At 62.0% G+C, this 13,556-nt stretch carries 14 protein-coding genes; 4 read left to right on the top strand and 10 right to left on the bottom strand.

The features are described 5' to 3' along the window. Nucleotides 1-117 precede the first annotated feature (117 nt). A complete protein-coding gene (locus MU848_RS05300; RefSeq protein ID WP_097092053.1) occupies nucleotides 118-1,383 on the bottom strand; it encodes an aspartate kinase in 1,266 nt (421 codons plus the stop codon). A 159-nt stretch (nucleotides 1,384-1,542) separates the two neighbouring features. Between MU848_RS05300 and MU848_RS05295 the strand changes: the two genes are divergently transcribed. Further along, the gene (locus tag MU848_RS05295; RefSeq protein ID WP_097092054.1) at nucleotides 1,543-1,749 is read left to right on the top strand and encodes a hypothetical protein; all 207 of its coding nucleotides are present in this window, start codon (nucleotides 1,543-1,545) and stop codon (nucleotides 1,747-1,749) included. Between the two features lie 42 nt (nucleotides 1,750-1,791). Then, nucleotides 1,792-2,529 carry a bifunctional 2-polyprenyl-6-hydroxyphenol methylase/3-demethylubiquinol 3-O-methyltransferase UbiG gene (gene ubiG, locus MU848_RS05290; protein ID WP_247230676.1) on the top strand — a complete coding sequence of 246 codons (738 nt, stop codon included), beginning with the start codon at nucleotides 1,792-1,794 and terminating at the stop codon, nucleotides 2,527-2,529. Nucleotides 2,530-2,780: 251 nt separating this feature from the next. Here ubiG and ahpF read toward each other — a convergent pair whose 3' ends face one another. The 4 genes from ahpF to MU848_RS05270 all read right to left on the bottom strand — a co-directional run bounded on the left by ahpF (nucleotide 2,781) and on the right by MU848_RS05270 (nucleotide 6,346). Further along, a complete protein-coding gene (gene ahpF, locus MU848_RS05285; RefSeq protein ID WP_247230675.1) occupies nucleotides 2,781-4,361 on the bottom strand; it encodes an alkyl hydroperoxide reductase subunit F in 1,581 nt (526 codons plus the stop codon). Between the two features lie 163 nt (nucleotides 4,362-4,524). Further along, nucleotides 4,525-5,088 carry an alkyl hydroperoxide reductase subunit C gene (ahpC, locus tag MU848_RS05280; protein ID WP_097092057.1) on the bottom strand — a complete coding sequence of 188 codons (564 nt, stop codon included), beginning with the start codon at nucleotides 5,086-5,088 and terminating at the stop codon, nucleotides 4,525-4,527. Nucleotides 5,089-5,205: 117 nt separating this feature from the next. Beyond that, complete coding sequence (gene betI, locus MU848_RS05275) at nucleotides 5,206-5,868, bottom strand: transcriptional regulator BetI (RefSeq protein ID WP_380800642.1); 663 nt, start codon at nucleotides 5,866-5,868, stop codon at nucleotides 5,206-5,208. A 133-nt stretch (nucleotides 5,869-6,001) separates the two neighbouring features. Then, nucleotides 6,002-6,346, bottom strand: coding sequence for an ArsR/SmtB family transcription factor (locus MU848_RS05270; RefSeq protein WP_201514683.1), 345 nt, complete (start codon nucleotides 6,344-6,346; stop codon nucleotides 6,002-6,004). A 287-nt stretch (nucleotides 6,347-6,633) separates the two neighbouring features. On the opposite strand from MU848_RS05270, the gene MU848_RS05265 reads away from it, so the two are divergent. Further along, a complete protein-coding gene (locus MU848_RS05265) occupies nucleotides 6,634-7,773 on the top strand; it encodes a site-specific DNA-methyltransferase (protein WP_281494301.1) in 1,140 nt (379 codons plus the stop codon). Between the two features lie 102 nt (nucleotides 7,774-7,875). Then, complete coding sequence (gene folP, locus MU848_RS05260; RefSeq protein WP_247230673.1) at nucleotides 7,876-9,000, top strand: dihydropteroate synthase; 1,125 nt, start codon at nucleotides 7,876-7,878, stop codon at nucleotides 8,998-9,000. Between the two features lie 285 nt (nucleotides 9,001-9,285). On the opposite strand, the gene MU848_RS05255 is transcribed toward folP, so the two are convergent. From MU848_RS05255 to glmM, 5 genes are all read right to left on the bottom strand, one after another. Next, nucleotides 9,286-9,948 carry a L,D-transpeptidase family protein gene (locus tag MU848_RS05255; RefSeq protein ID WP_281494351.1) on the bottom strand — a complete coding sequence of 221 codons (663 nt, stop codon included), beginning with the start codon at nucleotides 9,946-9,948 and terminating at the stop codon, nucleotides 9,286-9,288. Between the two features lie 633 nt (nucleotides 9,949-10,581). Next, complete coding sequence (locus MU848_RS05250; RefSeq protein WP_097092061.1) at nucleotides 10,582-11,181, bottom strand: ribonuclease HII; 600 nt, start codon at nucleotides 11,179-11,181, stop codon at nucleotides 10,582-10,584. Further along, nucleotides 11,174-11,935: a bifunctional hydroxymethylpyrimidine kinase/phosphomethylpyrimidine kinase gene (thiD, locus tag MU848_RS05245; RefSeq protein WP_201514684.1), complete on the bottom strand. Its 762-nt coding sequence runs from the start codon at nucleotides 11,933-11,935 to the stop codon at nucleotides 11,174-11,176. The genes MU848_RS05250 and thiD overlap by 8 nt, the downstream gene beginning before the upstream one ends. After that, nucleotides 11,932-12,156, bottom strand: coding sequence for a DUF1272 domain-containing protein (locus MU848_RS05240; RefSeq protein ID WP_247230671.1), 225 nt, complete (start codon nucleotides 12,154-12,156; stop codon nucleotides 11,932-11,934). The genes thiD and MU848_RS05240 overlap by 4 nt, the downstream gene beginning before the upstream one ends. Beyond that, nucleotides 12,156-13,496, bottom strand: a complete 1,341-nt coding sequence (gene glmM, locus MU848_RS05235; RefSeq protein ID WP_247230670.1) for a phosphoglucosamine mutase — start codon at nucleotides 13,494-13,496, stop codon at nucleotides 12,156-12,158. The genes MU848_RS05240 and glmM overlap by 1 nt, the downstream gene beginning before the upstream one ends. Nucleotides 13,497-13,556 lie beyond the last annotated feature (60 nt).

Below are 13,556 nucleotides of genomic sequence, written 5' to 3'. Positions count from 1 at the left end.
AGAAGCACAAAGCCCCTCCCCTTCAGGGGAGAGGTTGGGGTGGGGGCCCTCCCCACGCGCTGTTCAGTGGGGCCAGGCCCCGGCCCCTCCCCCCAAGGGGAGGGGTAATCATTTGAATTATGCGACCGGCGCGTCCAGCCCATAGGCCGTGTGCAGCACACGCACCGCCAGTTCCGTCTCATCCTCGTCGATCAGCACCGAAACCTTGATCTCGCTGGTCGAGATGGCGAGGATGTTGATCCCGCGATCGGCCAGGCTCTTGAACATGGTCGAAGCAACCCCGGCATGGCTTTTCATGCCGACGCCGACGACCGACACCTTCGCGACCTTCGTGTCCGGGATCACGCGGTTGAAGCCGATCTCTTCCTTCTGGCTTTCCAGCACGTCCAGCGCGCGGGCAAGGTCGGCGCCCGGCACGGTGAAGGTCACGTCCGTCTCGCCCTTGTCGCGGCCGACATTCTGGATGATCATGTCGACGTTGATCGCGGCATCGGCCAGCGGGCCAAAGATGTGCGCCACGGCGCCCGGACGATCGGGCACGCGGGTGACGGTGATCTTCGCCTCATTCTTGTCATGGGCGATGCCGGTGATGAGCTGACGTTCCATCTTGTCTTCCTTGAGCTTGGCTTCCAGTTCCTCCTCGCTGACGATCAGCGTGCCGGGGAGGTCGGTCTGGGTGGGATCATCGAAGGAGGAAAGCACCTGCACGACCACGCCTTCCTTCATGGCGAGGCCGACGGAGCGGGTCTGGAGCACCTTGGCCCCGACCGAGGCCAGTTCCAGCATTTCCTCATAGGTGACGAGGTCGAGCTTGCGCGCGCGCGCCACGATACGCGGGTCGGTCGTGTAGACGCCATCGACGTCCGTATAGATGTCGCAGCGGTCTGCCTTCACCGCCGCCGCGACGGCGACCGCCGAAGTGTCCGAGCCGCCACGGCCCAGGGTCGAAATGCGGCCGTCTTCCATCATGCCCTGGAATCCGGGGATCACGGCGACAGTGCCCGACCGCATCGATGCAAGCAGATCGATCGTATCGATGTCGCCGATGCGCGCCTTCGCATGGGCTTCGTTGGTGCGGATCGGCAGCTGCCAGCCCAGCCAGCTGCGCGCGTCCACGCCCATGGCTTTGAGCGTCATGGCGAGCAGGCCGCTCGTCACCTGTTCGCCGCTGGCGACCACTACGTCATACTCCGCCGGATCGTAAAGCGCGGACGCTTCCTTGCAGAAGCCGACCAGCCGGTCCGTCTCCCCTGCCATGGCGGATACGACGACGGCGACCTCATGACCCTGCTCGACGACATGTTTGACGCGCGCGGCCACGTTGCGAATTCGCTCCATCCCCGCCATCGAGGTGCCGCCGAATTTCATCACGATGCGCGCCATTTTCTTGTCGAACCTGTCTGCTGATCTGGAAAGATGATCCCCCTCCGGGGAAAAACGGCGCCGCTATAGCAGCAGCGGCAGATATGGCAAGCAAGGCCATATGGAACCCCATGGCGTCATCGCTCATTCCTTGAGTGGAAGATTTAGAAGGAGGAAGCCATGGACGGAGTCCTTTACGGGCTTTTCACGATCGGAGGGCCGATCCTGCTCGCGGCGGTGCTCATTTATGTGATCATGAGCAACCGGCGGCACAGGAGTCCCGAAGAATTGGCGCGGACGGAAGCGGCCACGCGCGAACTGCATCGGCAGTTGGATGCGGAGGACAAATATCTCGACGGCGATGGGCCGCCCCCACGCAAGAAATAAATGCCCGTGGCGCACCATCGCGGAGCTTGATAGGCAGGGTGCATGGCCAACTCAGTTCCCAGCACCATAGACCCCCGCGAAGCCGCGCATTTCGGCGCGATGGCAGCTGACTGGTGGGATCCTTCCGGCAGCAGCGCCATGCTGCACAAGCTCAATCCTGTAAGACTGCGCTATATTCGCAGCGCGATCGATGGGCACTGGCTGGGTGAGGAAAGCAGCTTCCGTCCCTTGACGGGCAAGCGCGCCTTGGACGTCGGCTGCGGCGCGGGCCTTCTATCAGAACCCTTGGCACGCCTCGGCGCCACGGTGACAGCCCTCGACGCCGCGCAGGAAAATATCGCCATCGCCCGCGCCCATGCCGAACGCCAGGGCCTGTTGATCGACTATCGCGCTACACCGGTCGAGCAGCTGGACAGCGAAGGGTTCGACCTCGTCACGTCGATGGAAGTCATCGAGCATGTCACTGATCCCGCAGCGTTCGTAGGCGCGCTGGCGGCGAAACTGGCCCCCGGCGGCTTGCTCATCCTGTCCACTCCCAACCGCACGCCTCTGTCACGCCTCGCAATGATCAGCATCGGCGAAAGCATCGGCGGCATTCCCAAAGGCACGCATGATTGGGACAAGTTCCTGACACCAGAGGAACTGACCGACATGCTGGTGAAGGCCGGACTGGAGGTCACCGATGTCACCGGCCTTTCCTTCGACCCGCGCAAGGGCTTCACGCTCTCTTCGAACAAGGCAATCAACTATCTGCTGACCGCCCGGCACGCTGGCGGTTAAGGGGCCGAGCCAAAGATGGACGCACATTGCTGCCAAGGCAGAAACTGGAGCTTCGCGCTCTGGATCGCGCACCCCTCTCCCGTACCGTTCGCCTGAGCTTGTCGAAGGGCTCTACTCTCTTAAGGAAAGGGCTTCGACAAGCTCAGCCCGAACGGGTGTGCGGGAGACGGCCACACCCGTAGAAATCAAGAAGCGGCCGCCACCGGGCCTGGGGGCGACCGCTTCCCAACCCCCCGCTCGGGGTTGTCTCTTCAGGCTGCTTCGGCTGTTTCCGCGGAAGCGGGCAGACGAATGAGATAGTCGAAGGCAGAAAGCGCCGCTGTCGATCCGGCCCCCATGGCGATCACGATCTGCTTGTAAGGCACGGTCGTGCAGTCGCCCGCAGCGAATATGCCTGGCTGACTCGTTTCGCCCCTGGCGTCAATCTCGATTTCGCCACGTGGCGACATCGCGATTGCGTCCTTCAGCCATTCCGTGTTCGGGACCAACCCGATCTGGACGAAGATGCCTTCCAGCTCGACATCATGTTCGGTTCCATGGTTGCGGTCCTTGTAGCTAAGGCCCGTGACCCTGTTCCCGTCACCCTCGACCTTGGTCGTAAGCGCCGAGGTGATGATCCGCACATTGGGCAGGCTGGCGAGCTTGCGCTGCAACACCGCGTCGGCGCGCAGCTGGCTGTCGAACTCGATCAGCGTCACATGAGCAACGATGCCGGCCAGATCGATGGCCGCTTCGACGCCGCTGTTGCCGCCGCCGATCACCGCCACGCGCTTGCCCTTGAACAGGGGGCCATCGCAGTGCGGGCAATAAGCCACGCCCTTGTTGCGATATTCCTCTTCGCCCGGCACGCCCATCTGCCGCCACCTGGCGCCAGTGGACAGGATGACGGTGCGGCCTTTCAGCGAAGCACCATTTTCCAGCACGACTTCATGATATCCGCCCTCGGTCTTCGCCGGGATCAGCTTGGCCGCCTTTTGCAGGTTCATGATCTCGACATCATAATCCTTCACATGCGCTTCCAGCTGCGCGGCGAGCTTGGGGCCCTCCGTCCGGCTGACCGAAATGAAGTTCTCGATGTCCATCGTGTCGAGCACTTGCCCACCGAAGCGTTCCGCCGCGACACCCGTGCGGATGCCCTTGCGCGCTGCATAGATCGCCGCCGCCGCGCCAGCAGGACCGCCGCCGACCACAAGCACTTCGAACGGCTCCTGGGCCTTGATCTTCTCCGCCGCGCGGGTTTCCGCGCCGCTGTCGATCTTCGCGACGATCTGCTCCAGCTCCATGCGACCAGAAGCGAACGGCTCTCCGTTCAGGAACACGGTCGGCACAGCCATCACCTGGCGCGCATCCACCTCTTCCTTGAACAGCGCGCCGTCGATGGCAACATGCTTGATCCGCGGGTTGAGCACGCTCATCAGGTTCAGCGCCTGCACCACGTCCGGGCAGTTTTGGCATGACAGCGAGAAATAGGTTTCGAAGCTGAAGTCGCCGTCCAGCTCCTTGATCTGCTCGATCAACTCCTGCGCCGCCTTCGACGGGTGACCACCCACCTGCAGCAGGGCAAGCACCAGCGAGGTGAACTCATGCCCCATCGGAATGCCCGCGAAGGTCACGCCGATATCGGTGCCCACCCGCCGGATCATGAAGCTCGGCTTGCGTTTGTCGTTGCCGGAGATGACCGTCACCTTGTCCGAGAGTTCGGCGATCTCGCTCAGCAGCCCTTCCAGTTCGCGCGATTTCGCGCTCTGGTCCAGCGACGCCACCAGCTCGATCGGCTGCGTGATGTTCGCCATATAGGCCTTCAGCTGGCCTTTCAGATTTGCGTCCAACATCTTCGTAGCTCCATTGAATTGGCGCACCGCCCGTGGGCGCGCAGGTCCGCTTGCCGGGAGGTGCGACCCAAAGGCCCGGCATGACAGCGTTCAAAATGTCTTGGTAAACCCCCGCCGGGCCGGGGAGTTGCTCGACCCGACCCGGCGAAAGGGCAGGTCTTGCTTAGATCTTGCCCACGAGGTCGAGCGAGGGAGCCAGGGTTTCTTCACCCTCTTCCCACTTGGCCGGGCACACTTCGCCGGGGTGAGCGGCGACATATTGCGCAGCCTTGACCTTGCGGAGCAATTCGGTCGCGTTGCGGCCGACGCCTTCCGAAGTGATTTCCATGAACTGGATCACGCCTTCGGGATCCACCAGGAAGGTGGCGCGGTCGGCCAGGCCCACGCCCGGACGCATCACGTCGAAATTGTTCGTGATCTGCCCCGACTGGTCGCCCAGCATATAATAGTTGATCTTGCCGATCGCGGGCGAGGTGTCGTGCCAGGCCTTGTGGCTGAAGTGCGTGTCGGTCGAAACCGAATAGACTTCGACGTTCAGCGACTGCAGCGTCGGGTAGATGCCGGCCAGGTCTTCCAGTTCGGTCGGACACACGAAGGTGAAGTCGGCGGGATAGAAGAAGAAGATCGCCCACTTGCCCTTCACGTCCTCGTCGGTGACGTCGACGAACTTGCCTTCCTTGAACGCGGTGGCCTTGAACGGCTTGATGCTGGTGTTGATGAGAGCCATGGGCTTTCCAGTTCCTTCTTAGGGTTGCTGTTGCCCGGCCTATGTAGGGAGGGAGCAGGGTCGGGGGAAATTGCTTTTATTCACACCTGTCATTGAGAAAAGCGATCAACGGACCGATTATTGATCGACCGGCTCATCCCTTGGTTTCTGGATCACATAGGTCATGGCTTCCTTGGCCATCTCCAGCGCCTCTTCGATCGTGAAGGTCGAGGAATCGAGGCACAGCTCCAACCACAAGCCGTCCAGCATGGCGGTCAAGCCAATCGCAGCGATCCGCGCCGCCGGACGCGGAATCTGCGGCGCGGCTTCCCTCAGCAGCACCTCCAGCCGTTCGCGCGATCCGCCATAGGTCTCCGCATGCGTGGCGGCGATTTCCGGACTGGTCTTCACCAGGCTCCAAAAGGAAATCCAGGTCGCCAGCAAATTGGGGTCCAGCACAGGCGGCTGCAAATTCGCCCTGATATAAGCCCACAGCCGATCAAGCGGATCAGGCCCCGCTTCGGCAACGGCCTGCTCCAGCGCCGCCGCCACCTTCTCTCCCACATCGCGATAGGTGGCGAGGATCAGCGCGTCGATCCCATCGAAATAATGGGTAAGCAATCCCGCAGACACCCCCGCCCGCGCGCAAATGGCCCGAACGGATGTCGCCGCCACCCCCTTCTCGGCAAGACATTGCGCCGTCGCTTCGATCAGAGCCTGGCGCCTGACATCGGGTGACTCTCTGACAAAGCGCGCCCGCCCCTGTCTCCCGTCAAGGCGGCCTGCAATCTTCTGCTCCACGTCTTTTTTCCCGTCACCATGCCGCACCCCTTCAGGGCGGCCCACCCCGCCCCCTTCCCGCAACATGGATCACGGCGCTTTCGATCATCATTTAGGCCCGCAATGCAAGGAGAAAAGATCGGCGAAAACCGCGTCAGGCCGGTTCGTTCAATTCTTCCAACGCGGTAAAGCGCTGTGACCAGAGCGCACCGTAAATAGCCATCCACTGCACCACCGGCGCCAGCCCCTTCACGCGGGCTGCATAATAGGTCTCCCGGCCTGCCCGGCGAGCCGTCACGAGTCGAGCCCGCTTCAACTTCCCCAGATGCCGCGACACCATCGGCTGCGACACGTCGGACACCGCCGTCAGGGCATGCACGCTCTGCTCCCCTTCCTTCACAAGATATTCCAGGAGGGCGCGCCGCGTCCCGTCGGACAGCGCCTTGAAAAGTTCGTCACATGCCGCCGAGCGGTCGCCGCTTGAAAGAGGATCATTCATTGCGAAGTCATAACCAAATGATTATGAGAAGATCAAGCGGAGACCGTTTTTGAAGGGTCGAAGCGACGTTAACCAAAAAAAGTTGGCGGGGTCCAGCAGCTGAGTCTTTTGAGTCACACCACCTGATATTGAGTCCCATGGCGACATCCGGACTCAACATGTCGTGTCTACCTCTTTCGTTCTCCTGCTGTTAACTTTTGTCTGAGGCTCAGCGGCTAAGCCGTTGATCTTGACGCCGGACTCCCGACGACTCAACGCTGGTCCTCGAAACGAATGGGGGTCACATAATGGGTGTCATGGAACGCGTCGCGCCGCGGCGTAAAAGGGCGGTTGCGCCGGTTGAAAGAGAGGCCGTCGCCATCCCGGCGAACAGCCTCCTGCGCGGCGACTGCATCGCCGAAATGGCGAAGCTCCCCGACGCCTGCATCGACATGATCTTCGCCGATCCGCCCTATAATCTCCAGCTCGGCGGCGACCTGTTCCGTCCCGAAGGCGGCCGGGTCGATGCCGTCGACAATGACTGGGACAAATTCGATACGCTCAGCAGCTATGACCGCTTTACCAAGGCATGGCTGGCGCAGGCCCGCCGCATCCTGAAGCCCAATGGCACCATCTGGGTCATCGGCAGCTACCACAACATCTTCCGCGTCGGGACGGCGCTCCAGGACGAAGGCTTCTGGATCCTCAACGACATCATCTGGCGCAAGTCCAACCCCATGCCCAATTTCAAGGGCACCCGCTTCACCAACGCGCATGAAACGCTGATCTGGGCCAGCCAGGGCGAAGACGCCAAATATACCTTCAACTACAAGGCGATGAAGACGCTCAATGACGAGCTTCAGATGCGCTCCGACTGGGTGCTGCCGATCTGCGGCGGGCAGGAACGGTTGAAGCGCAACGGGACGAAGGCGCACCCGACGCAAAAGCCCGAATCCCTGCTCTACCGCGTGCTGCTGGCGTGCACGAAGCCCGGCGATGTCGTGCTCGATCCCTTTTTCGGCACCGGCACCACCGGCGCAGTCGCCAAGCGGCTTGGCCGCCAGTGGATCGGCATCGAACGCGAAGACAGCTATATCGAAGTCGCGATGGAGCGCATCGAAGCCGCCCTGCCGCTGGACGAATCCGCCCTCACCATCATGCAAAGCGCGAAGAGCCAGCCCAAGGTCGCCTTCGGCACGCTTGTAGAAACCGGCTATCTGCAGCCCGGCTCGATCCTGACCGACGCCAAGCGCCGCTGGCAGGCCACCGTGCGCGCCGATGGCTCGCTTTGCATCGGCACGGATACGGGATCGATCCACAAGATCGGTGCAACCCTGCAAAATGCGCCCAGCTGCAATGGCTGGACTTTCTGGCACCATGAAGTCGACGGCGCCCTCAAGCCCATCGACACGCTGCGCCAGACTTATCTGCTCGCAAACGAGCCCTGACGCCCTCACCTGCATTTCCGTTCGGGCTGAGCCTGTCGAAGCCCCTTCTTTTTCTTTAACAAGGAAAAGCTTTCGACAGGCGCAGCGTGAACGAGACCAGCAATGATCCTATCCACCCTCCCCCACGACGCTCGGCTTTACCTGAAGCCCACATGGTTCGTCCCCTCCCCCATCGGCCTGCCCGATGGGTCAGCGGCACGCATGGCCAATGGCCTGATCTGGTTCCAGGCCTATGAGCTGACCGCACTACAGGGCGCGCACCGCCTGACGCGGATCACGATCCCGGTGGCGCAGTTCGACGAAACCATCGTCTCGCTTCCCGCCCCGCTCGCGGAACGCGCCCAGCGTCTCGCAGCCAATATCTCGGCGCAGCGCAATCCGCTCGCACTAGGCGATCGCACCATCCGCTTCGATGCGCCGCAAGTCATGGCGATCCTCAACGTGACCCCCGACAGCTTCTCCGATGGTGGAAAGCATATGGGCGATCCCCAGGCGGCGGCGGACGCTGGCTTTGCCATGGCGGCGGCCGGCGCAGCGCTTATCGACATCGGCGGCGAATCCACGCGCCCAAAAGCTCCCAAAGTGTGGGAAGGCGACGAAATCACTCGCGTCGTGCCGGTCATCGAAAGGCTCGCCGCCGCGGGCGTCCCGGTATCGATCGACACGCGCAAGGCGGCCGTCATGGAAGCGGCGCTCGCGGCAGGAGCAAAGGTCATCAACGATGTCAGCGCCCTTGCCCATGATCCCCGCGCGCTGGAAGTCGCGGCGCGCGCGTCCTGCCCCGTCATCCTGATGCATGCGCCGTCCTCCGGCGATGACCCGCATGACAATCCCGGCGGCTATGGCGATGTCGTCGCCGATGTGTTCGACATGCTCGAAAGCCGCATCGAAAGCTGCGTCAGTGCAGGCATTGCGCGCGACCGGATCATGGTCGATCCAGGCCTTGGCTTCGGCAAGTCGCTCGCCGACAATCTGGCGCTGGTCAATGGCCTTGCCACTTTCCAGGGTCTCGGCGTGCCATTGCTCTTTGCCGGAAGCCGCAAGCGCTTGATCGGCGCCCTGTCCAACGAAGCCCCCGCCGCCGACCGCCTCGGCGGCTCTATCGCCCTCGCCTTCCGCGCCGCGCAATCCGGCGCGCAAATGGTCCGCGTCCATGACGTGAAGGAAAGCGTCCAGGCCCTGCACCTGTGGCGCGGCCTGGCCGACGCAGGGCTCAGCGCGGTTTAGAGCATGTTCATGTTTGAGTGACCGTCACCCCGGACTTGATCCGCGGTCCCGCTTCTTATCTGACGCTACCGAGGCAGCGGGACCCCGGGTCGAGCCCGGGGTGACAGAAAATCAGCCTTAATGCCGATGCTTCCGTGTAAGACGATCGCCTTCTAAAGATCGCAAGCACTCCTAACCCGGTCGCCCTGAGCCTCAGGCCAACAACCCACACCCGGGCTGAGCTTGTCGAAGCCCTCACCTGTTCAAAACGAAGGCGTCAGACCTCTGGAAAAACAGGCACCAACCCTACCACCGCCGCAACCTCGGCCGGAACACACTGGGATCAACCGCCAGCACAGGCACATCCCGCGATGCCAACTCAACCTTGGCCTGCTCCACCACCGGCGGTTTGGGACCCGGCGTGAATGTCACCACCGCCGTCCCCGGATCATTCATGACCAGTTGATCCAGCATCAAGGCCGGTCCCAAGGCATCCGCATTGACCCGAACCAAAGTGCCAAGCTGCGTCATCCCGAACAATGTCCGCGCAAAGGCGGTAGGCAGCCTGATGCAGCCATGGCTCGCCGGATAGCCAGGATTATGCCCCGCATGCAGCGCCACGCCATCCCAGGTAAGCCTTTGCATGAACGGCATGGGTGCGTTGCTGTAGAGGTTGGACCGATGCCATTCCCGCTTCTGCAGGATCGTGAACTCGCCGGTCGGCGTCCGGTGCCCCGGCGTACCCGTGGATACGCTCGCCATACCCACCAGCCGGTCGCCATTATAGACATGCACCATCTGCCGCTGAAGGCTGATGATCAGGTAGAGCGGCCCGTCGAACGGCCCCTCCTCCAGCCAACGATAACCGCCCGGCTGCATCACCTGTCCTTCCGAGGCTGCGACCTCAGCGGCCGCTTGGCTCATCGATGACACAGGCGCTATGGCGGCAAGCGCCAGCAGGAAAGGCATCACGCGCATAAAGTCTTTCTTAACTATTGTGCACGGATTCGCCAGCCAGAAGCGGCTTGTGGCTCACTATTCTTAATCCCGCCATGGCACAGAGTAAGAAGGCTTGATCGCATCCAGAGGCACGCGGCGAACTCCGCTCAGCGTGCTGATCCGCTGAGAAGTGACGGAGGGCTAGAGCTTGCCCCTTTCTCGATACGTAGCCGCCAAGCTGGAACGCGTCCCGAAACTAGCCGGGTGGCTCCATCATCTCACCCCTCCCGCAGGCGGGAGGGGCCGGGGGTGGGCAGGGAGCGACGTCCGACGAACGTGCAACCCCGCTGAACAAGCCGCCCGCCTCACCAAAGACTGCTGCATGGCGTGCTGCTGCAAAGGCACGCGAACACCCTCAGACCTGTGGGCTGTTCAAACCTAAAAACTGATCTCGCATGGATTGAGCCCCATCAGTCGGGAAATCAGTTACCGAAGTCTCTCACCCTGCTCGAATATGATGCGGATCAAGCAAGAGCGGCTCAGCTCAACTCAATTGGCCTTGGGACATGGTCCAATCACACTGGATCGGGTTACGCTACATTTATGTCGAGTTTTTCCGCCTGCCAGCAGATGACGCCATCTGCTGCGAAAGCGCTCCAGTTTCTACAACAGCACCAACTGCGCGACCGGGGCAAAGCTGCGCCGGTGCAGCGGCGTTGGGCCATGTTCCCTGAGCGCCGCCAGATGCATCGGGCTGCCATAGCCCTTGTTGCTTTCCCAGCCATAATGGGGGTGCACCGCCGCCGCCTCTATCATCATGCGGTCGCGCGCCTCCTTGGCCAATATCGACGCGGCGGCGATCGACAGGCATTTGGCGTCGCCCTCGACCACGGCGGTCGAGGCCCACCGCCATTTGGGGCAGCGATTGCCGTCCACCAGCACATGTGCGCAATCTTTGCTGAGCGCCTCGACCGCTCGCGTCATCGCCAGCATCGTCGCCCAAAGGATGTTGATCTCGTCAATCTCCTCGACTGACGCCACCCCGATCCCCCAACACAGCGCCCGCGCCTTGATCTCGCCCTCCAGCACCGCGCGGCGGGCGGCGGTCAGTTGCTTGCTGTCATTCAGGCCATCCGGGCAATCCTCCTGCCGCAGGATGACGGCAGCAGCCACGACCGGCCCCGCCAGCGGCCCTCTGCCCGCTTCGTCCACTCCAGCGACCAGCCCGGGATGATGCAATCGCTCATGCGCGAAATCAGGCATGTTGATGAAACCCGAACGGCGCGCCCATCGGCCCGTGCCCCTGCCCCAGACCCGGCGCCAACATCAGCGCTTCCCGAACATATTTCCTAGCAAATTCAATAGCTTCTATAAGCATTGACCCCTGCCCCAACCGAGCAGCAATAGCACTGGCCAAGGTACATCCCGTCCCATGCGTGTGAATCGTTTCAATTCGCGCATTGCTCCATGACTTTACCAACCCTCCCGGCCCGATCAGCCGGTCCGTCAGCATCGCCCCTTCGCCATGCCCACCCTTCGCCAGCACATGCGTATCGAAGCAGATCGCAATCTGTTCACCGCCCAGCGCCTCCAACTCCGGTATATTCGGCGTCACCAAAGTCGCCAACGCCATCAGCCGCTCAAATGCCGCGACCGTCGCCTGATCCGCCAGCACCGATCCGCTCGTCGCGACCATCACCGGATCGAATATGATCGGCACATTGGTCAACTGCGCCAGCCGGTCAGCGACCGCCTCCGCAGTCATAGCGGACCCAATCATCCCGATCTTGACAGCATCAACACCGATATCGCTGATGACGCTGTCCATCTGCTTGACCACCATATCCGCGGGCACCGCATGCACGGCCTGCACACCGATCGTATTCTGGGCCGTAATGGCAGTGATCGCGGTCATTGCATGACCGCCCAGCAGCGTAACAGTGCGGATGTCGGCCTGAATGCCAGCCCCTCCTCCGCTGTCCGAACCGGCGACGATCAAAATGCGCGCGGGTTTCATCCCTTGTAGTGACGCCGGATAGAGGCTGGATGGCGGACGAGCGCATCGCCTGTCCGCGTTGGGCGATCCATCAACTCCCCACCGCAATTGGGGCAACGGTCGTCCAGCGCCTCTGCGCAGCCAGCGCAAAAGGTGCATTCGAAAGAACAGATGAACGCCCCAGGGTCTGCCGCTGGCAAGTCCGTGCCACACCGTTCGCAATCAGGACGCATGTCAAGCATCAGGCCGCGACCCTGGCGACAGCGTCGCAGATCCGCTCGACGACATCCTTGACCTGATCCTCCCGATCCCCCTCTGCCATCACGCGGATCACCGGCTCAGTCCCGGACGGGCGAATGACCAATCTGCCACAGCCGTTGAGTTCGCCCTCTGCCTGCGCGATGACCCGCTTGACCTCTTCATGCTCCAGCGGCTTGCCCCCGGAAAAGCGGACATTCTTGAGAAGTTGTGGCACGGGATCAAACCGATGCAAGACCTCGCTGGCAGGCTTGCCCGAGCGAACGAGCGCCGCGAGCACCTGCAGCGCCGCTACGGTGCCATCGCCAGTGGTCGCGTAATCGGACAGGATCATGTGCCCGGACTGCTCTCCGCCAACATTGAAGCCGCCCTCTCGCATGCGCTCCAGAACATAGCGATCGCCGACCTTGGTACGCTCCAGGCTGATCCCGTGTCCGGCAAGATGCCGTTCCAGGCCAAGGTTGGACATCACCGTCGCTACCAGGCCGCCCCCGCGCAGCGATCCGTCACGTGCGAAATTGGTAGCGATCAGCGCCATGATCTGGTCACCATCGACAATCTGGCCTTTCTCATCCACGACGATCAGCCGATCCGCGTCTCCGTCGAGGGCAATGCCGATGTCCGCCCCGGAAGACACGACAGTCTCCTGACACAAAAGTGGAGAGGTCGATCCACAGCCATCGTTGATATTGATGCCGTTCGGCGTCACGCCGATCGCGATCACCTCGGCTCCCAATTCCCAGAACGCCGATGGCGCGACCTGGTAAGCTGCACCGTTCGCGCAATCGACGACGATCTTGAGGCCGTCCAAGCGAAGATCAGCAGGAAAGCTGGACTTCACCGCGTGGATATAGCGCCCTCTTGCGTCCTCAACCCGGCGCGCACGGCCGATTTCGGAGGGCGCTGCTAGCGGAATATCCTGCTCCAGCATCGCCTCTATCTTCAGCTCATCTTCGTCGGACAGCTTGTAGCCGTCAGGCCCGAACAGCTTGATGCCGTTGTCAGCATAGGGATTGTGACTGGCCGAAATCATGACGCCGAGATCAGCACGCATCGAATGGGCAAGCAGCGCAACTGCAGGCGTAGGGATGGGGCCGAACTGGACAACATCCATGCCCACCGCCGTGAAACCAGCCACCAGAGCATTTTCAACCATATAGCCGGATAGGCGCGTGTCCTTGCCGATCACGACCCGATGCCGGTGGCTGCCGCGCTGGAAATGCTTCCCCGCAGCCATGCCGACTTTCATCGCGAGTTCGGCTGTCATCGGCCATTGATTCGTCCGCCCCCTGATCCCGTCCGTGCCGAAATAACGCCTGCTCATAATTCCTGTCCTGCCACGAGGCTAACCTATGACCCCCATAGCAATCTTTGTTCGACTTTC

Source organism: Sphingobium agri, from assembly GCF_023051225.1.
Taxonomy (GTDB): Bacteria; Pseudomonadota; Alphaproteobacteria; order Sphingomonadales; family Sphingomonadaceae; genus Sphingobium; species Sphingobium agri.
Note: the sequence above shows the minus strand (reverse complement) of the source record. Positions and strands in the feature narration are given on the sequence as shown.